20 protein-coding genes and 1 tRNA gene are annotated in these 21788 nt (G+C 38.4%); 11 read left to right on the top strand and 10 right to left on the bottom strand.

Going from position 1 to position 21788, the window contains the following annotated elements:
- Nucleotides 1-2: 2 nt before the first annotated feature.
- The 4 genes from ACN9MR_RS15615 to ACN9MR_RS15600 form a co-directional block, all read right to left on the bottom strand.
- Complete coding sequence (locus tag ACN9MR_RS15615) at nt 3-3455, bottom strand: SusC/RagA family TonB-linked outer membrane protein (RefSeq protein ID WP_426324968.1); 3453 nt, start codon at nt 3453-3455, stop codon at nt 3-5.
- A gap of 96 nt (nt 3456-3551) precedes the next feature.
- Nucleotides 3552-4574: a FecR family protein gene (locus ACN9MR_RS15610; RefSeq protein ID WP_426324966.1), complete on the bottom strand. Its 1023-nt coding sequence runs from the start codon at nt 4572-4574 to the stop codon at nt 3552-3554.
- 92 nt (nt 4575-4666) lie between these two features.
- Nucleotides 4667-5224, bottom strand: a complete 558-nt coding sequence (locus tag ACN9MR_RS15605; protein WP_426324964.1) for an RNA polymerase sigma-70 factor — start codon at nt 5222-5224, stop codon at nt 4667-4669.
- Between the two features lie 373 nt (nt 5225-5597).
- Nucleotides 5598-5669, bottom strand: a tRNA-Arg gene (locus ACN9MR_RS15600).
- A 295-nt stretch (nt 5670-5964) separates the two neighbouring features.
- Here ACN9MR_RS15600 and mgtE point away from each other — a divergent pair.
- Together mgtE and ACN9MR_RS15590 are read left to right on the top strand one after the other, a co-directional pair.
- Entirely contained in the window at nt 5965-7341 is a 1377-nt protein-coding gene (mgtE, locus tag ACN9MR_RS15595; RefSeq protein ID WP_426324962.1) for a magnesium transporter, read from the top strand.
- 9 nt (nt 7342-7350) lie between these two features.
- Nucleotides 7351-7965 carry an HAD hydrolase-like protein gene (locus ACN9MR_RS15590; RefSeq protein WP_276900571.1) on the top strand — a complete coding sequence of 205 codons (615 nt, stop codon included), beginning with the start codon at nt 7351-7353 and terminating at the stop codon, nt 7963-7965.
- Between the two features lie 1232 nt (nt 7966-9197).
- Here the strand turns inward: ACN9MR_RS15590 and ychF are convergent.
- On the bottom strand, nt 9198-10298 hold the full coding sequence (gene ychF / locus ACN9MR_RS15585; protein WP_086547122.1) for a redox-regulated ATPase YchF: 1101 nt from the start codon (nt 10296-10298) through the stop codon (nt 9198-9200).
- Between the two features lie 248 nt (nt 10299-10546).
- On the opposite strand from ychF, the gene ACN9MR_RS15580 reads away from it, so the two are divergent.
- Nucleotides 10547-11008 (top strand): hypothetical protein, encoded by a 462-nt coding sequence (locus ACN9MR_RS15580; protein WP_426324959.1) that lies wholly within the window; start codon nt 10547-10549, stop codon nt 11006-11008.
- A gap of 71 nt (nt 11009-11079) precedes the next feature.
- Here the strand turns inward: ACN9MR_RS15580 and ACN9MR_RS15575 are convergent, their stop codons facing one another.
- Nucleotides 11080-11403 carry a DUF3276 family protein gene (locus tag ACN9MR_RS15575; protein WP_029275977.1) on the bottom strand — a complete coding sequence of 108 codons (324 nt, stop codon included), beginning with the start codon at nt 11401-11403 and terminating at the stop codon, nt 11080-11082.
- A 78-nt stretch (nt 11404-11481) separates the two neighbouring features.
- Complete coding sequence (locus ACN9MR_RS15570; RefSeq protein ID WP_426324956.1) at nt 11482-13272, bottom strand: ABC transporter ATP-binding protein; 1791 nt, start codon at nt 13270-13272, stop codon at nt 11482-11484.
- 465 nt (nt 13273-13737) lie between these two features.
- On the opposite strand from ACN9MR_RS15570, the gene ACN9MR_RS15565 reads away from it, so the two are divergent.
- From ACN9MR_RS15565 to ACN9MR_RS15530, 8 genes are all read left to right on the top strand, one after another.
- Nucleotides 13738-14826: a Glu/Leu/Phe/Val family dehydrogenase gene (locus ACN9MR_RS15565; protein WP_426324954.1), complete on the top strand. Its 1089-nt coding sequence runs from the start codon at nt 13738-13740 to the stop codon at nt 14824-14826.
- A 50-nt stretch (nt 14827-14876) separates the two neighbouring features.
- Complete coding sequence (gene nusB, locus ACN9MR_RS15560) at nt 14877-15827, top strand: transcription antitermination factor NusB (RefSeq protein WP_057933473.1); 951 nt, start codon at nt 14877-14879, stop codon at nt 15825-15827.
- Between the two features lie 2 nt (nt 15828-15829).
- Nucleotides 15830-16288, top strand: coding sequence for a DUF1573 domain-containing protein (locus ACN9MR_RS15555; RefSeq protein WP_426324953.1), 459 nt, complete (start codon nt 15830-15832; stop codon nt 16286-16288).
- A gap of 68 nt (nt 16289-16356) precedes the next feature.
- Nucleotides 16357-16677: a preprotein translocase subunit YajC gene (gene yajC / locus ACN9MR_RS15550; RefSeq protein WP_426324952.1), complete on the top strand. Its 321-nt coding sequence runs from the start codon at nt 16357-16359 to the stop codon at nt 16675-16677.
- 119 nt (nt 16678-16796) lie between these two features.
- The gene (locus ACN9MR_RS15545; protein ID WP_426324951.1) at nt 16797-17744 is read left to right on the top strand and encodes a CdaR family protein; all 948 of its coding nucleotides are present in this window, start codon (nt 16797-16799) and stop codon (nt 17742-17744) included.
- Nucleotides 17744-18361 carry a dephospho-CoA kinase gene (gene coaE / locus ACN9MR_RS15540; RefSeq protein WP_426324950.1) on the top strand — a complete coding sequence of 206 codons (618 nt, stop codon included), beginning with the start codon at nt 17744-17746 and terminating at the stop codon, nt 18359-18361. Before ACN9MR_RS15545 ends, coaE begins: the two co-directional genes overlap by 1 nt.
- 42 nt (nt 18362-18403) lie before the next feature.
- Nucleotides 18404-19348, top strand: coding sequence for an exonuclease (locus ACN9MR_RS15535; RefSeq protein WP_426324949.1), 945 nt, complete (start codon nt 18404-18406; stop codon nt 19346-19348).
- Nucleotides 19349-19422: 74 nt separating this feature from the next.
- Nucleotides 19423-19569, top strand: a complete 147-nt coding sequence (locus ACN9MR_RS15530) for a DUF5522 domain-containing protein (protein ID WP_215132499.1) — start codon at nt 19423-19425, stop codon at nt 19567-19569.
- Between the two features lie 53 nt (nt 19570-19622).
- On the opposite strand, the gene ACN9MR_RS15525 is transcribed toward ACN9MR_RS15530, so the two are convergent.
- From ACN9MR_RS15525 to ACN9MR_RS15515, 3 genes are all read right to left on the bottom strand, one after another.
- Entirely contained in the window at nt 19623-20228 is a 606-nt protein-coding gene (locus ACN9MR_RS15525) for a Uma2 family endonuclease (RefSeq protein WP_426324948.1), read from the bottom strand.
- 67 nt (nt 20229-20295) lie between these two features.
- Nucleotides 20296-20937 (bottom strand): Uma2 family endonuclease, encoded by a 642-nt coding sequence (locus ACN9MR_RS15520; RefSeq protein WP_426324947.1) that lies wholly within the window; start codon nt 20935-20937, stop codon nt 20296-20298.
- Nucleotides 20938-21070: 133 nt separating this feature from the next.
- A complete protein-coding gene (locus ACN9MR_RS15515; RefSeq protein ID WP_086547111.1) occupies nt 21071-21787 on the bottom strand; it encodes a ZIP family metal transporter in 717 nt (238 codons plus the stop codon).
- Between the last annotated feature and the right edge of the window lies 1 nt (nt 21788).

The following is a 21788-nucleotide window of genomic DNA, read 5'->3' as shown; positions in this document are numbered from 1 at the left end:
GGTTAAAAGTTACAACTTAATTTAAAACCGAATGAGCGGGTACCCGGCAATGTCCAGTGGCCCACGCCCAATTTAAAGCCTTCGGTAACGCTCATGGTCGTTTCAGGGTCATAGCCCAGTCCATTGGCGGTCCAGGTGTACAGGTTTCTTCCAATAAGTGATAGTGATAGGTTGCTGATGGGCAGTTTGCGCGTCAGTTTTTTGTCGAATATATAGGTTAAAGAAGCTTCCCTGATTTTTAGGAATGAAGCAGAATAGGTTAACCTTTCGTAATATTTATTGTAAGTGTTGTTATAAAAATCAGAAGCTGCAATAATTACGGTATTTTGGGTTAGGTTACCATTTGCATCAGCAATATAACCCGGGATAATCATCCCGTCGTTGCGTTTTCTGCCCTGCGAATCCGTCCAGGCCAAACCACCTGTTTCTGCATCCCTGCCCACCAATGTATTATCGGTTAAGCCGGCATTGATCAGGCTTTTAACCACGTACGAATAGAAATTACCACCTTTACGCCAGTCTAAAAGCACGTTTAAAGTGAAATTTTTATAGCTGAAAGTATTGTTAAAACCCAACGTAAAATCGGGGTTATAGTTTCCAACTTTGATGTATTCTGTATTGTTACGGATGTAATGTCCGGTTTTATCCAATAAAGCAGCACCTGCATTTGGTCCGCTGGTTACCTTGGTATAGCTTGGTGTGTAAAAATCTCCGATTTTTGTGCCTTCTTTAATCAGGTAACGGATATTATCCCCATCGGCACTGCCCATTGAGTATTCTTTCAAACCTTCTGATAGCTCAATTACCTTGTTCTCGTTTTTGGTGAAATTTACATTGGTTTCCCATTTAAAGGCGCCATCAAAAGGCACTGCATTTAAGCCGATTTCCCAGCCGCTGTTCTGGATATTTCCGGCATTGATTAATCGGTTGGACGAACCTGAAGCAATAGTGGTTGGGATGTTGATAATCTGGTTTCTTTTATTGGTTTTATACCAGGTTACATCAATGCCAACACGGCTTTTGAAAAAGCGTAAATCTCCGCCAAATTCGTACGAAGTGGCAATTTCTGGTTTCAGGAAGTTATTTTTGAGATTAAATTCAATGGTTGCCCTTTTTACGTCTCCCCAGTCCTGGTTAAAAGGGATGGTGTTATATAATTGATAAGGATCGGTGTCGCTACCTACCTGTGCCCAGTTGGCCCTTAGTTTAACAAACGAAAGTACATCAGATTTGATCTTAAATACATCGGTTATGATGGTGCTTAATGATGCGGAAGGATAAAAATACGAATTGTTGCCTGCAGGCAGGGTGCTCGACCAATCGTTTCTACCCGTTACATCAAGAAAAACCATATCCCTGAATGATACCTGCCCAAGGCCATAAATACTATTAATGCGTTTGCGTGAGTTGTACTGCGAATTTACAATGGTACCGGCCTGTGCATTGGCAATGTTGTATACACCGGGAATGCTCAAACTTTCTGTTTTTTGCGCAGTAGATCTGTTGGTCTGATCCATCTGATTTCCTCCGGCAGAAAGGTTCAAAGACCAATCCTGGCTTAACAGTTTTTTGTAGCTCAGTAAAAAATCAGTGTTTTGTTCTTTAAAGAAAGAATTATCTACTCCATACCCACCAAATTTGAAGCGTTTTGAGCTAAAAGGACGTTTGGTTTCGTGTTCTTCATTGTACATGTCAATTCCGGTACGTACCATTAAACTCAAGTTTTTGGTGATGTCGTAAACAACATTCACGTTTCCAGTTAACCGGTTTCTATCATAGCCATTGGTATGTTCGTAAGCTACGAAATAAGGGTTGTCCGAATCATCTGCCGAAAACTGTTCGATGTTTTCTCTTCCCGGTTTCCAGTAGTTTTTCAGGTCGTTGATATTCATATTTGGCGGAAGCGAATACAGCATCTGCGTAACACTTTCGCGGTATGCCGATGGCCTGTTGTCGCTTTTATTGTTTACATAACCAATATTGGTGCTGATCTTTAGTTTAGGGTGCAGCACATAGGTGGCAGAAAGGTTGAGTGTATTCCTTTTCAGGTCGGTATTGGGAACAATGCCTTTATTGGTTAGGTTGGTGTACGATAAGCGGTAATTACCATCCGCATTTTTTCCGCTGATGGAAATATTGTTGGTATAGGTAGAGCCGGTTTCGTAAAAATCCTGTGGATTGTTGGGGTACGATACCCAATCGGTGGCAATTGGTTTTCCGCTGGCATCCAGGGGGCTGTTCCATTGTAGGTGTTTTGTACCTACATCAAGCCGCGGGCCCCAAGCAGATGTAGTAGAAGATGCGGGATCATCGGTATATTCGCCACCTCCAAACGTATGCTGAAAATGAGGGAACAGCCATGCCTGATCGTACATGGCATTTGAGTTAAAGTTTATCCCTAAACCCTTTTTGTTTGCCGAGCCACTTTTGGTGGTAATCAAAACCACACCACTTCCGGCCCTGCTGCCATATAATGCTGCAGCACTTGCACCTTTTAGTATGGTGATGCTTTCTACATCATCTGGGCTGATATCCGCAATCGGGCTACCATAATCAACCGATGAGCGGCCAACTTCTGATGTTGCGCGAAGCGAATGTGCTACCGGAACACCATCGACTACGAATAAAGGCTGGTTATCGGTAGCAATAGAAGACTGACCCCTAATGGTGATAAAAGATGTAGATCCGGGATCGGAACCCGTGCTTACTATATTTACCCCAGCTACTTTTCCGGCGAGAGAGTTCACTACATTCACTTCTTTTACGGTATTTACTTCACTTCCTTTTACAGTCGCAATCGAATAACCTAATGCCTTTTCGGCACGTTTAATGCCCAGCGCAGTAACAACCACGTCGGAAAGTGCGGTTTCATCAGGAGCGAGGCTAACATTCAATTCGGTTTGGTTATTGATTATAATTTCCTTCATCTGATAACCGATCATACTGAAAATCAGCGTAGCCGATTTGTTGATAACGCTCAGGTTAAAATCTCCGTTAAGGTTGCTGCTGGTAGAATTGCTGCTGCCTTTTTCGATTACGTTTACGCCTGGTAATGGCAGCCCTTTTTCATCGGTTACCTTCCCGCTAATGCGGACCGATTTTTTAATAATGACCTGATTCTTTTCAATCAGATAAGTAAGCTGCATGGGTGTTAAAACCCGGTTTAGCAAACTACTAACCGTTTCATTATCTGCTTGTAAGCCGGTGATGTGCTGTTGCTCTACAGCATCTTTATTGGAATATACAAAAGAAAGACTGGTTTTCTTTTCGATGGTTTTAAAAAGATCGGTCAGGCTTCCCTGTTTTAAACTGATACTTATTTTGGTGTTTAGCTGCTGGGCATTTACAGGTGATGCCTGCCCTACAAAGAGCATTACGGAGAGCATGAGATAAATAAGGGTAAAAAAACGCATTGCGCTAAAAATTAATTGACTAGTCACTGCTGACTTTTTCATAACTTTGTATGTTTTAATCTTGATGGGTTAAAATAAAATTTAAAATTTCTTAGCTGCGGCATGCGTCAACATGCTGCAGCTATCTTTTATCGTTGTCTAGTTACATTTACCTCCTTTTATATAAATAATCTGTTTGTTTATGGTGTAATGAATGTCAAATGTGAGGCTGATGGTTTTCATTACCTCGCTGATCTCTACATTGTCGAATTTTGCGGTAAGCTCACAATTTTTGAAAGACTGATCAGTAACGATCTTAACTGCGTATTTGCGTGATATGATCTGAAAAACATCTTCCATCGGTGTGCTGTCGAAATTCATTTTTCCCGTTCTCCAGTTGATTGAAGCTTTGGCATCATCAACATTTTCGGACATCAATTGGGTAGATTTTATGTTATAAATTACCTTCTGATTAGGCAAAAGATGAACTGCTGCCGATTGTATGCCGGCAGAGTCTTTTGAAACCGCTACTTTTCCGGTAAGCACCGTTACTTCTGCCCCGTATCCTTTCCAGGCCCTGATGTTAAAGCTGGTTCCCAACACCCTGGTCTGGATTTTTCCGCTTTTCACTATAAAAGGATGTGCGGGATCTCTTTTTACCTTAAAAAACGCTTCACCATTTAATTTAACATTTCGGATATCAGCGTGCTTTAGGTTTTCGGGAAAACTGATGCTACTGCTCGAGTTCAGCCAGATTTCCGAACTATCCGGAAGGATTACATTAACAATCTTACCAGGAGCCGCTGTTTTGGTTATCCACACAATCTGATTTTGAACCACGGTTAATGGCTTTTTATCGCCAGCAACAAAAAATACCAACGCGCCAATAATGGCGGCAGCGGTTGCAGCTGGCCACCATTTTAATATTTTAAGTTTTCTTTTCGGAACCTGTTCAATTTGTTTTTTGATACCCTGAAAACTTTCTCTCCAGGACTCATCTTCTGGCATTTGCGCCGTATGCTGCCATAGCGATAATGCTTCTTCCAGTTGCTCCCTGCGGTCAGGATCATTAGCTATCCAATCGTTAAGTCTTTCTTCGAGTAGTTTTATTTCGGCGTTGCTGCGGGAGTTTTCCTTTACCGCCAAGTATTCGAGTACCAATTTCCATATTTCCTGATCCATTCACATGCTTTTATACTTACAAGACAAGAATAGTGAAAGCGCTACGGGTCGAAATCTGTTAACTTTGTGTTAAGAAATCGTCAAGGTTTTTTTTACCTAAATTCAGATTTGTTTTTTAATACTTTTTGTTGAAGGAACTGGAAACCTTTTACCAGATGGTCTTCCACGGTCCGTACGGAGATCTCCAATAAAGTTGCAATTTCTTTGTAGCTAAAGCCATCAATCCTGTACATGTAAAAAATAAGCCGTCGGCGTTCAGGCATCTGATCGATAAGCGCATAAAGTATCCGGCTCTGGTCTTTGTTCTCGAAAGCCTGAACAGGTGTTTCTTTTAGATCGATAATCTCAGCGGCTTCTTCTTCACTATCGATATGCCAGAAATTTGCTTTGGGGATTTTATGGTAATTGTTAGCGGCATTTTTTATAGCACGGAAGAGATAGGCTTTTTCGTTGGTGAGGATTGTACCGTTTTTCCAGATGGATATAAACACATCATTTAAAATGAGTTGTGCATCTTCAATATCCTTTACCAGGTAAATGGCGTATTTTATTAGCGTGGGGTACATGCGGCGATAAAGATCTTCGAAGGATTTTTCATCAAACTCCTGTTCTTTATTGTCGTTAAATCCGGCAGTATTGTTTTCGCCCATAAATTATCGCGTCAAAATTAAAATTCAGAAACGACACAGATGTTAACTGAATATTAAATACTCACCATAATCTGCCATTCAACAAATTGGATGCTTTTTGCTATGGCAAGGGCAATGTGGGAACCTGATCAAAAATTTATCTAACACCCTTCTAAACATCGAGAAAGCATATTTTGAGGCAAAAAGACCTAAAACGTAAAATTATAGCGGCAATTTCTCCCGAAAAATTGGTGTATCATGAGGATGGCTATCAAACACCTAGATTGAACGAAAGGGTGAGTTAGTGTTGCTTGATTAATAGATAGTTACTTAAGATAGTTGCTTAAAATAAAAAACGAGACAAACAGCCTAAAAACTGATTTGCCTCGTGAAGTGCTCCCGACGAGATTCGAACTCATATCGATGGTACCGGAAACCATAATTCTATCCATTGAACTACGGGAGCGTAAGGCTGCAAATATAGAAAATTCAAAATCATTTCATTAAAAAAACAAGCCTATTTTTAATCTGTAAGTTTATATCAGAGTTAACTTCCTGCTGTTGAAATATTTTTTATGTTAAAAAATGATTAAATCATAAAGCAGCGGGCTGCCTTATTGAGTTTATTCCCCTTTATTTTTAATTTAAGAACCCTTTTGGGTTAATTTTAAAGGTACACCGTTGGCTTTTTAAGAAATAAAAATGCACCTTTGCGAACCGTTAATAGAGGTTTAGGCATGTAATAAATTAGATTGTATTTTATGGAAGAATTGGTTGTGGAAGAGATTCAGGAACTGCTTGAAAAAGAAAATGATAAGGCTTTAAAGCAATATCTCGATCAACTGAATATTTCGGATGTTGAAGAACTGATTGACGAACTTCCACAATATGCAGCTAAATTTATCGAAACCTTATCGCTCAATAGGGCAGTAAACGTTTTTAGGATCCTGGATTTTCCTACCCAGGAGCGGATCATCAAAAAACTTTCGGGCAATAAATTGAACCAGATCATCAAAGATCTGCCACCAGACGACCGTACCGCACTTTTTAGTGAATTAAAAGGTGATGTGGTAAAAAAGATGATTACACTTTTACCGCCCGAAGAACGTAAAGAATCACTTGCACTTTTAGGCTACAAAGAAGATAGTATCGGCCGTTTAATGACGCCCGATTATATCGCTGTAAAGCCCGAATGGTCTATCACAAGGGTTTTGGCGCACATCAGGCGCTACGGAAAAAACTCCGAAACCATCGATGTGGTATATGTGATCGATAAAGAAGGTGTATTGTTGGATGATATCAGGATCCGTGAGGTTTTACTGGCTGATCCGGAAGCAATTATCGGCGAGCTTACCGATAAACGTTTTATTGCCCTAAAAGCTAACGATCCTCAGGAAGATGCAATCAATATCTTCAGGATGAACAACCGTGTGGCTTTACCTGTAGTAGATGAAAATAACATTCTTTTAGGTATTGTTACCGTTGATGATATCCTGTGGATTGCCAACGAGGAATATACCGAGGATATGCACAAAATTGGGGGTACTGAGGCTTTGGATGAACCTTATCTTGATATCCCGATTTTAAAACTGGTGAAAAAACGAGCAGGTTGGTTAATCGTCCTCTTTTTGGGCGAAATGTTAACCGCAACAGCCATGCAGCATTTCGAAATCGAACTCGAAAAGGCGGTAGTATTATCACTTTTTATTCCACTGATTATGAGTAGCGGCGGCAACAGTGGTTCTCAGGCTTCAACCTTAATTATCCAGGCCATGGCCTTAGGCGAGGTAACCATTGCCGAATGGTGGCGCGTAATGCGCCGCGAGCTCGTTTCAGGAGCCTTGCTGGGCATCATTTTAGGCACAATTGGTTTTGTCCGCATCGTAACCTGGCAAGAGTTACACCTCTATAATTATGGTCCGCATTGGTTTTTAATTGCTGCTACCATATTTTTTACCCTCGTTGGTATTGTATTATGGGGCAGTTTGATCGGTTCGATGATGCCGATTATTTTGAAAAAACTAAAACTCGATCCGGCCACTTCATCAGCACCATTTGTAGCCACCATGGTTGATGTTACCGGGATTGTAATCTATTTCAGTGTGGCCGTATTAATTTTAAAAGGCGTTTTACTTTAAACTTAAATTATGCAAAAGAAAATTACCACACTTTTTACCGATATCGGAGGCGTTTTATTAACCAATGGCTGGGATAGGCATGCAAGGGGCGAAGCTTCTGTGCTTTTTAACCTCGATTCGGTTGACTTAGAAGAACGCCATCACCTTACTTTCGATACCTATGAAGTGGGTAAGTTAACTCTTGATGAATATTTAGAGCGCATTGTTTTTTTCGAAGAAAGGAATTTTACCTACGATGATTTTAAAGAATTTATGTTCAAAAAATCGCTTCCTTATCCCGAAATGATTCAGTTGATCTGCGATTTAAAAAAGAAATACAACCTTAAAGTAGCCGTAATCAGTAACGAGGGCAGGGAGCTAAACCAGTACCGCATCAATACCTTTAAACTGAACGAATTTGTCGATTTTTTTGTGTCGTCTAGTTTTGTGCATTTCCGTAAACCCGACGCCGATATTTTTAAAGTTGCGATAGATATTTCGCAAAGTGATGTAGAAACGAGTTTATATATTGATGACCGTATGCTTTTTGTGCAGGTAGCAGAAGGTTTAGGCTTAAGAGGCATCCATCATACCGATTACGAAGATACCAAGGCACAACTGGCTGCTTACGGGCTGGAAGTCTAATTATGATATGCAATTAAATTATGATGTGCAGTTAGATGTTACCAACTGTTTGATCTTTTACAAAAGATCAATAAATTTATTTTAAAATGTTTGCTATTGGTATCAGATGGTGACATCTGACAACACAAAAACAAATTAAAATTGGTAACTCTTATTAAAAAGAATACTTGCTAATTAAAAATTATATTTATCTTTACGCCGTGAAAAATACAACAGATAAATATTGTTTAAACTCGTGTTTTTGTTACTCAAAAAGTAACGGGTTGACTTTATTTATCTGATAAGAAATATAAAAAGATTTAAAGCCGCTTGTTACAAATGTAATAAGCGGCTTTTTTATTGCTGATTGTTTGGTATGCACAATGGATGTGTGCTGGTCTGCAAAACCAGTGTAGTCAGTTCGATTCTGACACCAAACTCAAAAATACTTTATTCCTTGTATAGTGGTATCTTCTTCCTTTGATGTGCAGTTAGATGTTACCATCTAACTGTTTGATTTTTATAAAAGATCAATAAATTTATTTTAAAATGTTTGCTATTGGTATCAGATGGTAACATCTGACAACACAAAAACAAATGGCAAAGAATTGTCGTCATTCCTGCACAGGCGGGAATCTTAATGCAAAATACAAGCTCAACCAAAGTATTTATTAATAGGTTGCAGTTTTTGGAAAGCAGCTGCAGAAGCTCTATTTTAAGTTTCTTCCCGCTTTCTGTTCAAGGCCTGATGAAGGATCAGGCGCTTTCACTGTCAATCGGGTTTAAATGGCAGTGTAGCTGCTAATATTTTAGGTTGGGCGCAGCATATAATTCCATTTTTCTGTGCCTTCTCTAACGTTCGTCATCCTGAATTTATTTCAGGATCTGTCATCGTTAACTATCTGTGTTAATCTGTATTATCTGTGGTTAATTAAGCGCTTCAATACGCGCTTCGACTCCGCTCAGCGTAACAATCGAGTGGGTTCTGTGTTTTTTCTGTGCCTCCTCCCGCGCTCGTCATCCTGAATTTATTTCAGGATCTTTCATGGCAAACTGGCTGCTGCATATCTGTGTTAATCTGTATTATCTGTGGTTAATTAACCTTTGCAATGCGCTTCGACTCCGCTCAGCGTAACAATTGAGTGGGTATCCGTGCTTTCTGTATCTCCGGGGCAAAAAAGTCTTCAAACAAAAAAAGCCACTCTTTCAAGTGGCCCTAAGCTATTCAAAGTCCCCTTTAGGAGATTTAGGGGTTATACATTAAATCTAAAGTGCATGATGTCGCCATCTTCCACCACATAGGTTTTTCCTTCAACACCCAATTTACCAGCATCTTTACAGGCATTTTCAGAACCTAAGGTTACGAAATCGTTATACTTGATTACCTCCGCACGGATAAATCCTTTTTCGAAATCAGTATGAATTACACCAGCAGCTTGTGGTGCTGTAAAACCTTTGGTAATGGTCCAGGCGCGAACCTCTTGTACACCAGCGGTAAAGTAAGTGTAAAGGTTTAGTAATTTATAAGCCGCGCGGATTAATTTATTTACACCTGATTCTGTTAAGCCTAAATCGGCTAAAAATTCCTGACGCTCTTCGTAGCTATCCAGTTCAGCAATTTCTGATTCAATTTTAGCAGAGATCACTAGAACTTCAGCATTTTCATCAGCAACATTTGCTTTAACCAAATCAACATATTTATTGCCGTTAATTACCGATGCCTCATCAACATTACAAACATACATTACCGGCTTTTGTGTAAGCAGACCTAAATCTTCAATAAAATCGAAATCTTCCTGAGCCAATGGTGCTGTACGGATCGATTTACCACTTTCCAAATGAGATTTAACAACCGTTAAAATTTCATAAGTACGTTTAGCATCTTTATCGCCACCTGTTTTAGCCATTTTTTCAACTTTTTGAATACGTTTATCAACGGTATCCAAATCTTTAAGCTGAAGTTCAGTATCAATAATTTCACGATCACGGATCGGATCAACAGAACCATCAACGTGAATTACATTTCCGTCATCAAAACAACGTAGCACGTGAATAATTGCATTGGTAGCACGGATATTTCCTAAAAACTGGTTTCCCAAGCCTTCGCCTTTCGATGCACCTTTAACCAAACCTGCAATATCTACAATCTCGATTGTATTGGGCTGCACTTTGTTTGGTTTAACCAACTCGGCTAATTTGGTTAATCTATCATCAGGTACTGTAATTACGCCAACATTGGGCTCAATAGTACAAAAGGGAAAGTTTGCAGCCTGCGCTTTTGCATTTGATAAACAGTTAAAAAGAGTCGATTTCCCAACATTTGGTAAACCCACTATACCACATTGTAATGCCATTATTTATTAGTCTTTATATCTTTAGTTTTGGCTATTGGTGCATTATCTTATGGTCAATAGCCGAGTGTTTCATTTTTTGAGTATTAGTTCGGGGCGTTTTGGCTATGATCTATCAAAGCATCGACCATTTTACCTTTTTCCGCCTAAAATTCCGCGCAAAGATAAGCTTTTAAAAGCTTTATTTAAACCCTTGCTATTGTATCAAATCTATATTTTATCTAAGTTTAGCCCAAAATAGATAGAGATAAATGGAAGATTTTGAAAATGAAGTGCCCCAGGAAGTAAAATTGGTTGTTACCGAAGAAATGCGGAGCTATTTTTACGATATGAGTAAATGGGCAAGATTTTTATCGGTTGTGGGTTTTGTTATCTCGGCATTTTTAACCTTGGGTTCATTTGGAATAGGGGCTGCGGTAACGGCTAATCCAGGGATGCTCAATCAATTGGGCCCATTGGGCGGTATTGGCGCAACAGGCATCACCATATTTTACCTGCTGCTGGCCTTGTTCTTTTTTTATCCAAGTTTACTGCTGCTGCGTTTTTCGGCCAAAGGCAAACAAGGGGTTTTGTTCGGCGATCAGGAAAATTTAAATGATGCCATCGCCCATGTAAAATCGCTCTTTAAATTTTGGGGTGTAATTACCATCGTATTGATAGCCAGTTATTTTCTTCTGCTGTTGGCAGTACTTGCAGGCGGAGGTATAAAATAAAATATTGCGCACACAAAAAAGCCTCCCGATATTTTAAATCAGGAGGCTTTTTTTATTGAAATTATAATTACTTAAAAAGTAAAATCGTCGCTTGCTTTAGTGCTATGTTCTCCATTTTCAGAATATTCATAGCGTTTTTCAACCACATCTTGGTGAGTTTTGATGTAATCAACAGTTTCATTCAGCCCTTCTGCAAATTTTTCGAAATCTTCTTTGTATAAAAAGATTTTATGTTTTACAAATACACCGTCTTCTAATCTTTTCTTACTCTCGGTAACTGTTAAATAATAATCACCCGATCTAGTAGCCTTCACGTCGAAGAAATAAGTTCTCTTACCTGCTCTTACTTTCTTTGAAAAAACTTCTTCTCTTTCCTTGTTGTCGAATTCTCCCATGGTTGGTATTGATGTGGTTTTTGGTTTCGGTAAATATAAAGCAAATATTTAAAGTTCAAAATACAATTTTAATACAATTTAAATAGTTCGGGTTTCCTCCTCCAAAAGTTGGTTGTTGTAAAGCGCTGTATAGCTTCCATTTTTACTAAGTAATTCATTGTGTGTGCCTTGTTCGATGATTTTGCCATTATCAAGCACTAAAATCTTATCTGCATTTTTAATGGTCGAAATTCTATGGGCAATTAAAATACTTGTTTTTCCGGCCATGATTTTGCCCAGGTTTTGTAAAATTTCTTCCTCTGTTTTGGTATCAACCGCCGAAAGACAATCATCGAATATTAAAATCTTAGGCGATTTAATCAATGCCCTTGCGATAGACACGCGTTGTTTTTGTCCCCCAGAGAGGGTTATTCCGCGCTCACCGAGCATGGTTTCGAATTTTTCTTCAAAATCGATAATATTCGTATACACCGAGGCATTTTTCGCCGCATGATGCACTTCTTCATCGGTAACCTGGTCTAAACCAAAGGCAATATTGTTTTTAATGGTATCCGAAAAGAGGAAAACCTCTTGCGGCACAAAGCCGATCTGGCTGCGGTAATTTTTAAGGTTTAGCGCCTGAATGTTTTTCCCATCAATGTCTATGGCTCCATTTTCTACATCATACATCCGCATAATCAGACTGGCCAATGTCGATTTTCCGGAGCCTGTTTTTCCGATAATGGCTACAAATTCGCCGCTATTGATCTCAAAGCTCACGTTTTTTAAAGCTTCAATCCCTGTATCTGGGTAGGTAAAACTTACCTGGTTGAACTTGATATTGCCGTTTAGCTCAATTTCAGCAGTTTCTTTCGATTGGATATCAGATGGAATATCTAAAAATTCATTTATCCTTTTTTGCGATGCAGCAGCCCGCTGGATTAAAGAAGTAACCCAGCCCAACATCGTTACCGGAAAGGTTAACTGGTTAATGTAAATGATAAATTCGGCAATATTCCCTGCGGTAATACTGCCGTTCATCACCTGGATACCACCTATATATATGGTTAAAATGGTACTCAAGCCTATTAATAATAGCATGGTGGGGTAAAACAGTGCCGATACTTTAACCAAACTCATCGAATCTTTTTTATAATCGTTGCTTTGGATTTCGAACATGTTCCGTGTGTAATCTTCGCGAACGTATGATTTAATGATCCTGATTCCGGAGAAACGTTCCTGTACAAAGCTCGAAAGATCGGAGAGGCGCTCCTGTATTTTTCCGCTTTTTTTGAAGATCAGGGTATTTACATAATAGATAATGATTACAAGGAAGGGAAGGGGCAATAAACAATAGACGGCCAGTTTTGAATTTACATCAAACATCGACCAGATAATGAGCACAGATAAAACAAATGTATTGATGGTATACATAATCGCGGGACCAACATACATCCTCACCCGGTTAACATCTTCTGTGGCACGGTTCATTAAATCGCCGGTATTATTTCTTCGATAAAAACCCAGGCTCAGTTCCTGGTAATGTTGGTAGATATCGTTCTTCATATCAAATTCTATATGCCTCGACATTAAAATAATCGTTTGGCGCATAAAGAACAGAAAAAGCCCCCGTAATAAATAAAGCGCAATAACCAGTAAACCAAAATATAAAAGGTTGCTGCTAAAAATATCGTAAATAATGGCCTGGCGGTCGAAACCGTAAAAAAGGTTAAAAATCTGGATGTTCTCGGTAATCAGATCAACTGCATAACCAATCACCTGGGCAGGTACTACGCCAAAAATATTAGAAATGACCACGAAAATACTTCCGGGTATGATCCACCATTTGTATTTAAGAAAGTATTTGTTTAATCGGCTTAAATGTTTCATTCCATACAAACTTAGCTAATTTTGTTATTTCATGACACATATTTATCTTTTAGTGCTTAAGGTTTAAAAAATGATGACACTCTTTCCAATCTTCGAGCTTTGGGGGCTATGAGTTTGTAGGGCTAATTAACGGCTTACTAATTTGGGCGTTACCCAAGCTGCGCAAGGGGCGGGCTTTTCAGGGCTCCGCTTCGCTGCGGTACCGATGAAGGATCCGCTGGCGAGGTACGAGTCAAGGATTTGAAGCGCATAACGGGGCTTTTGTAACCCAAACGTACCGACACCTGCTTTTCTAAAATAATATGGCTACCTAATCGTGTTGTGGTTTAGACTACAGGCTTCGCAAACCTGCCAGGTTTAGCCCAAAAACCATCCCCATCGAATTAATTTCGTTATAGTTTCGTTAAATACGTGTAATAATGGTTTTTTATTTTAATTTTGCAGCAGGTTATCCGAACGTTCAATATGCCAACAAATTCTCCGTCAGATTCATCAATTTTAGATCAGTTAAGTGCTTATGGGCATAAAAAATTGGTTTTTTGCAATGATCCAGATACAGGTTTAAAAGCAATTATTGCTATACACGATACCACATTGGGTCCTGCTTTAGGCGGAACACGTATGTGGAGTTACGCCACCGAAGGCGAAGCTTTAGAAGATGCCTTACGTTTATCGAGAGGGATGACTTACAAAGCAGCCATTACCGGATTAAATCTTGGTGGTGGAAAGGGCGTAATCATCGGCGATTCCAGAAAAGATAAAACAGAAACTTTAATGCGCAGCTATGGCCGGTTTATTAAAAACCTAAATGGCGAATTCATTACCGCAGAAGAAATGGGTACCAATACACGCGATATGGAATATATCCGTATGGAAACCAATTATGTTACCGGCGTGCCCGAATCAATTGGTGGTGCTGGTAATCCGGCTCCTTTTACTGCGCAAGGTGTATATTTAGGCATTAAAGCGAGTGTTAAAGAGGTTTTCGGTACGGATATGCTAGCTGGAAGAACCATTGTAGTACAAGGTATAGGAAATGTTGGCGAGCATTTGGTTGCACTGTTAAGAAAAGAAAATGCCGAAGTTTTAATTAGCGATATTAACCAGGAGCAATTAACTTATGTTGCCCGAAAATATAAAGCAAAACCGATCGAAGCCGATAAAATTTTTACAACAGATGCCGATGTGTATGCGCCATGTGCAATGGGTGCTACCGTTAACAACAAAACCATCGAAAAAATGAAATTTGCAATTATTGCAGGTTCAGCAAACAATCAGTTAAAAGATGAAGTTTTAGATAGCGAATTGCTTTTGAAAAAAGGAATTTTATTCGCACCTGATTATTTAATCAATGCCGGCGGACTGATTTCCTGCTATTCTGAGTTAACTGGCTTTGGTAAAAAACGTACAGTGCAGCTTACTGAGAATATTTACGATGCTACCCGTAGCGTAATTAAATTAAGTAAAGCTGAAAATATATCAACAAATATTGCTGCAAACCGCATTGCAGAAAAGCGGATTGCAGATATTAAAAAAATTAAATCGTCATATTAAATCATAATTATTAAAACAGGTTTTAAAAAACCGCACTCGTTCTTACATTCATGTTAAACAGAAGGCACTTAAGAATCAAAGCTTTGCAAAATATTTTTGCTTGGCACATGGCAGACAAAAAAGACATTAAAGGTGATTTGAAAACTTTAATGCAAAGCATCGATAGCGTGTACGAAATGTACATCTGGATGTTATCTTTAATGGTAGAAGTTACCGAATTTACTGCTAACGACGCCGCAGAGCGCGCAAATAAGTTTATTAAAACAGCAGAGGATATTAATCCTAACATGAAATTGCTACACAATAAGTTTAGCGTTTTAATGCAGCAGAACCCCGAGTACGTATCTGCAGTTAAAAAATACAAGGTAGACTGGGGTTTCGATCCTGAAATCCGTAAAACAGTTTACAATTCCTTAAAAGCATCAAAAGAATATGCCGATTATCTTGCCGATCCAAACGAAAGTTTAGAGTCGTCAAAAGATATCATCAAATACATTTTCAGGAAAATCATCTTAAAAAATCAAGCCATTTTGCAGGTTTTCGAAGAGAAATTTATCAATTGGCAGGTAGATCACGAAGTGATGAAAGGTATGGTAGCTAAAACCTTGAAAAACTTTACATCTGAAGATCCTTTCAAAAATAAATTGACTGAAATTAGTGCAGATTGGGTTGAAGACAGCAAGTTTGTTCAGGATCTTTTTGTACATACTTTGCAGAATGATGCGAAATATCAGGAAATGATTGCCGATAGAACCAAAAACTGGGAATCGGAGCGTATTGCATTAATGGATACCATTTTAATGAAAATGGCCATTTGCGAATTGTTAAACTTTCCATCTATTCCGGTTAAAGTAACCATTAACGAATATTTAGAGTTATCAAAAGATTACAGTACACCGAAGAGTAATTCATTTATTAACGGTATTTTAGACAAAATTTTAGGCGATCTTAAGAAAAACAATACCATTAAAAAGATTGGCCGCGGATTAATCGAAGATTAAAAATGAAAAGAACATTTATCCTGGCTATTGCTGCACTTTCATTTGCGGCATGCCGTAATGCAAATAATCAAACTGGCGAAACTGCAACAGCTGTTTCAGTTGGCAACGATACTTCGAAAACAGCTAAAGTTGCTCCTGCAGATGCGCCTGTTATTGTTTTCGAACGCGATATTTTCGATTTCGGTAAAATAACACAGGGTGAGAAAGTTAAGCACGATTTCAAACTTAAAAATACAGGTAAAAGTCCGCTGATTGTTTCGAATGCAACTGCAACATGTGGCTGTACTGTTCCTCAGGTACCTGGCGAACCAATTTTACCTGGTAAGGAAGGGGTAATTAGCGTAGTTTTTAATAGCGAAGGTAAAATGGGCATGCAAGATAAGGTCGTAACTGTTACGTCAAATGCAAATCCAACGGTAACTACTGTCCATTTGGTAGGAGAGGTGCTGGCTAAAAAATAAATTGGTTCGGTTGTTTATGGCAATAATCCATAATGATCAAAATTCACAAAAACACAAATAAATAAGAAATGATATCAACAGTAATATTACAGGCAGCGGCAGGTGGTAGTAACATGCTCACTACAATCGTACCAATGGTACTCATCATGGTAGTTTTCTACTTTTTCATGATCCGCCCACAAGTTAAGAAAGCTAAAGACCATAAAAAATTGGTTGAAGAATTAAAAAAAGGAGATAAAATCGTAACTACCGCAGGTATTCACGGTCGTATTTCCGATATGAATGAAACAACTTTTTTAATTGAGGTTGAAGGTGGTGTAAAGATCCGTTTCGATAAATCGGCAGTTTCTTTAGATGCAACCAAGGCAGTTGCAGCGCCTAAAGCCTAATAAATTAATAAAATTTAAGCGCAGTCCCGAAAACTTTCGGGACTGTTTTTGTTTTACTACATTTGATTAAATGCATTTTGGATAATATTTTTCCAGCTTACAGCTAACATTAATTTATTATGCCCTTCATTAGGTTAACGAAGATTGAAAAAAGACGTGTGTTTAGCTTATTGGCCTGTTTGCTGCTGGCCATAGCTGCATGGCTTTTTATGGCATTGAACAACAAATATATTTATGTAGCAAAAACCGTTTTGGTTTTTAAAAATACACCTACCAAAAGGGCATTTTATCCCTTACAGTCTGATACGATAGATTTACAGGTTGAAGGCACCGGCTGGCAATTGCTTTTTGCCCGTTTACGCATTAGTCCACCCTCTGTTTCTGTTGATTTAAGTCGGCTCAATACCAAAGATTTTATTGTTTTTTCCGATCAGCTTTTCAATATCAACAGGCAGTTAGAAAGTACCCAAAAAGTAATCTCTGTTAAACCCGATACCCTGTATTTCGATTTCACCAAACGTGTAGTTAAAAAAGTTCCTGTAAAGCTGATCGATAAACTGAGCTTTGAAAAGCAATATGGCATTTCCAGTGAGGTTATTCTCAATCCAAAGTATGTTAAAGTAGCCGGACCTATAGAAGAGCTGGCCAAAATAAAATTCTGGCCCACTGATACGCTAAAGCAAGATAAAATACAAAGCAGCAGCACCACCAGGATTGCCTTACAGCACAGTATCCATAAAAATGTAAGTATTTATCCTTCATCTGTAGAGGTTAGGTTACCTGTTGATGAGTTTACGGAGAAGACAATCGAAGTGCCGTTAAAAATTACAAATAATAGGAACTATAACAGTCTTAAGCTGTATCCTAAAAAAGTTAAAGTTACCTTCTTAGTCGCGTTGAGTAATTACGATCAGGTTGACGAAAGTTTTATTACCGCTACTATTGATGTAGACGAATGGCAAATTTTAAAGCACCGTCAGTTTACGGTGAAGATAACCGAGTTTCCGGATTATTGTAAACTGGTAAGCGTAATGCCTTCCAAAATAGATTTTATTGTAGAAAAATAATGTATAAAGTAGGAATAACAGGAGGCATAGGCAGCGGTAAAACAACCGTCTGTAAGGTTTTTGAAGTATTGGGAATCCCTGTGTTTTACGCCGATACCGTTGCCAAAGAAATCATGTGTAAAGATGTTTTGCTGGTGGAGGGGATAAAATCTGCCTTCGGAAATGAAAGTTATTTTGAAGATGGGAAACTGAACAACAAACATATTGCCGGCATCGTATTTGATAATGAGGATGCACTGGCGAGACTGAACGCTTTAGTTCATCCTGCAGTTTTTAGGGCGTTTGATGCCTGGGAAGAAACCATTCCTGCTAATACGCCATATACCTTAAAAGAGGCTGCTTTGTTGTTTGAAAGTGGCTCTTACAAAATGTGCGATACCACAATCCTGGTTACTGCCCCTTATGAAATCAAAATGAAGCGGGTAATGCTGCGCGATGGGGTAACAGCAGAGCAGGTTAAAGCACGTATGGATAAACAGTTGAGCGACGAAGAAAAATCGAAAATGGCCAACCATTTTATCATAAATGATGAGCAACAATCTATAATTGAACAGGTTTTAGCTTTACACCAAGAATTTTTAAAGGCGGCCGAAGAATTTAAGAATGGCAAGGCTTAATCAACTTAAATCATAACATCCTTAAATCCTTTCATCCTGATCATGATTTTAGAAGATTTTATTACCATTAGCCCAATGGGCCTGTATTGCGTTTACGGCGATTTTTACCTCGATCCACAACAGCCCGTTAAAGAAGCTGTAGTTTCACATGCACATGGCGATCATGCCATTGGAGGAAGCCAGAATGTGTATTGCACTGCTGCTACTGCAACGTTTATGAAACACCGTTACCGCAAATTTGCCGCTGTCGATTTTTTTACCAAAAGCTATCATGAATCCTTCAAAATAAAAGACGTTACCATTACTTTCTATTCTGCCGGTCATATTTTGGGCTCTGCGCAGGTTTTAATGGAGTATAAGGGGGTGAAATATCTCTATACTGGCGATTATAAGATTGAGCCCGATAATACCTGTGAGCCTTTCGAATTTGTTGAAGCAGATGTGTTGATTACAGAAAGTACCTTTGCTAATCCCGAAACCAAACATCCTTCACCAATAGATGAAATTAAAAAGCTGAACGAAACCAATGCGAATATTATGCTTGGTTCTTATGCATTAGGTAAAAGCCAGCGGATTATCCAATTACTCAATGCACATTGCCCTACGAAGAACATTATGGTTCATCACAGCATTATGCCTTTTGTTAAAATCTATGAAGATTATGGTATGAAAGTAGGGCATTACAAAATGTACGATAGAAAAGTGATGAAAAATAATCAGGAGCATCAGGTTTATATTGTGCCGCCAATGGTTTTTCACAGTTACCATAAGGCGATTAATGTAGTACGCGCCTTTGCCTCTGGATGGAAGAACCTGCAACAACAAAACGGGATTTCACTTTATATTTCTGATCATGCCGATTGGGATGCAATTTTAGAAACCATAGAAAAAGTTAAACCAAAACAAGTATGGACTTTACATGGCGACGGTAAACAGCTCAAAGATTTTTTTAAAGACAAACTTGAGGTTAAAATACTTAATGGTTAAAATGATTGATTGAGAGAATGGATGTGATACAACTTAAAACATTCACTCATTCAAAATTCACTCATTCAATAATTATGTTAAAAGAAGGCGAAGATTTTTACTTTAACGAAGATGGACTGATGGTTTTTACCGAAGCTTACCATTTAAAACGTGGTTATTGCTGTAAAAATAAGTGCAAACACTGTCCGTGGGGTTATGGGAAGAAGAAAGAAAAGAAGTGATTCAGTTGGTAGTTGGCAATTTTCAGTTCACGTTTCTCTATTTTGTCTACAACTCATTTCTCCTTGTTAAAGCGAACATACTCATAAATATCGGCCAAGGGCACGTCAAATCCCATTGAAGCAAGAGTTAGCACATCAGAAATCTCTTCGTGTTTGTTGAGTACCCAATTTTGCTCATCATCAATGTAATAGGCCTCAACCGACACTGATTCTGAATCAATCATGATGTATTCTTTTAATGATGGAATATCTTTGTACAGGTTAAATTTTTTTCCTCTATCGTAATTTTTGGTTGAGGGAGATAGAATTTCAATAATTACAGTTGGTAAAATTGAGGTGTCTTCATCAACATCGCTATGTATTAACCCATTACAATAGATCGATATATCAGGATAGGTAAATAAAGTATTCTCAGGAATATTCATTCGTTTATCACTTCCATAAGGCCTGCAGGGCGTGCCTTTGAGTTTGTTAGCTATTTCGCCAAAAACATTGCTAAAAATCTCATTGTGATTATCACCAGCGCCAGACATTGCAAATATCTCTCCCTGGAAATACTCGTGCTTTACAGTTGATGCTTTTTCCATCTCGAGATATTCCGCTACAGTATAATGCCTTTTTTGGTAAGCTACAGCAGGTTCGTTTACAATCTCATCCATATAAATTTATTGAATTTGGTACGAAAGGTTAAAGGTTTAAATTGGCTAATTGAAGTTGTGGGCAGAATCACGTTGCAGCGCTAAAGGGAACATGGTTATAAATATCGGTTAAGGCTACATTAAATCCCATCGAAACAAAATTTAGCGTATCAGAAATATCTTGGTGTTTATTGAGCACCCAATTTTGCTCGTGATCAATATAAAAGGCCTCTACCGACACTGACTCTGAATTAATCATAATGTATTCTTTTAATGATGGAATATCTTTATACAGATTAAATTTTTTCCCTTTGTCATAATTTTTGGTTGAAGACGAGAGAATTTCGATGATTACAGTTGGCTGCAAAATAGTGTCTTCATCCTCACTTAAATGTTTAATTTCGTTACAATAGATAGAAATGTCTGGATATGTAAATAAGGTATTTTCCGGGATATTCATTCTCATATCGCTGCCAAACGGAATACATTTCGATCCTTTTAGTTTGTGAGCAAGAACCCCGAAAACATTCGAAAAGATCAGATTATGGTTAAAGGCCGCATCTGACATTGAATTGACGTCATCGAGCTCAGAGTCACGGTGCAGTGGGAATATTTCTCCCTGAAAATACTCATGCTTTACCTCAGATTTTTTTTCCATCTCGAGATATTCCGCTACAGTATAATGTCTTTTTTGATAAGCTACAACAGGTTCATTTACAATCACATCCATATACTAATTTACAGATGTTTTTTCATAAAGGTCAAAACTATAAACGATTAAACGTTTAAAACGGATAGTAGGTTTTGTGTTTGGGATTTAATCGGTTAACTGCAAACTGCCGACTAAAAACTGTCAAACTGAATTAATGTCCTGCAAAGAAACCAATCAATGCGACACCAATTCCCAATAAAACGGCAATCATTTTGCGGGTATTGATTTTATGATCGGCACTCGATTCGAATAAGATGGTGGTAGAAATATGTAAGAAAATACCAATTACAATACCCATAATTTTATTGAAATAAGCATCAATACCTCCAATAGTACCATTGCTTAAGCCAACACTTACATAAAAGCCCAATGGGGCCATGATGGCAAATACAATCAGATAAAATATAATGCTGCTTTTTTTGAAATGGTTTTGCATTAATATGCTGGCCAGCGCAAAAGCCGCCGGGATGTGGTGTAGCGAAATTCCGAAAATCAGCTCATTGTGCTGTTCTTTTGCCAATGGCATTCCTTCTAAAAAAGCATGCAAACACAAACTGATCATAATCCCAAAAGGAAAAACATGCCCGTCGTGATGTTTATGGATATGGCCATGTTCTACACCTTCTGAAAATTGCTCCAAGAAGATCTGTAATAAAAAACCAATCAGGATGAAAACACCAATCTGCCATTTGTCGGGGCCGCTATAAGCGTCAGGAATTAAATGTAAAACCGTAATGGCAAATAAATAAGCCCCACTGAAAGACAAAATCAGTTTCAGTAGCTTAGATTTATCGCTCTTTACTAAAAATATAGCTGTCCCACCTAAAAAGGCACAGAAAAAGAGTACGCAGAGTTTCCAGATTTCCATA

Source organism: Pedobacter sp. R-06 (genome assembly GCF_049913135.1).
Taxonomy (GTDB): domain Bacteria; phylum Bacteroidota; class Bacteroidia; order Sphingobacteriales; family Sphingobacteriaceae; genus Pedobacter.
This window is presented reverse-complemented; position numbering and strand designations above follow the sequence as displayed.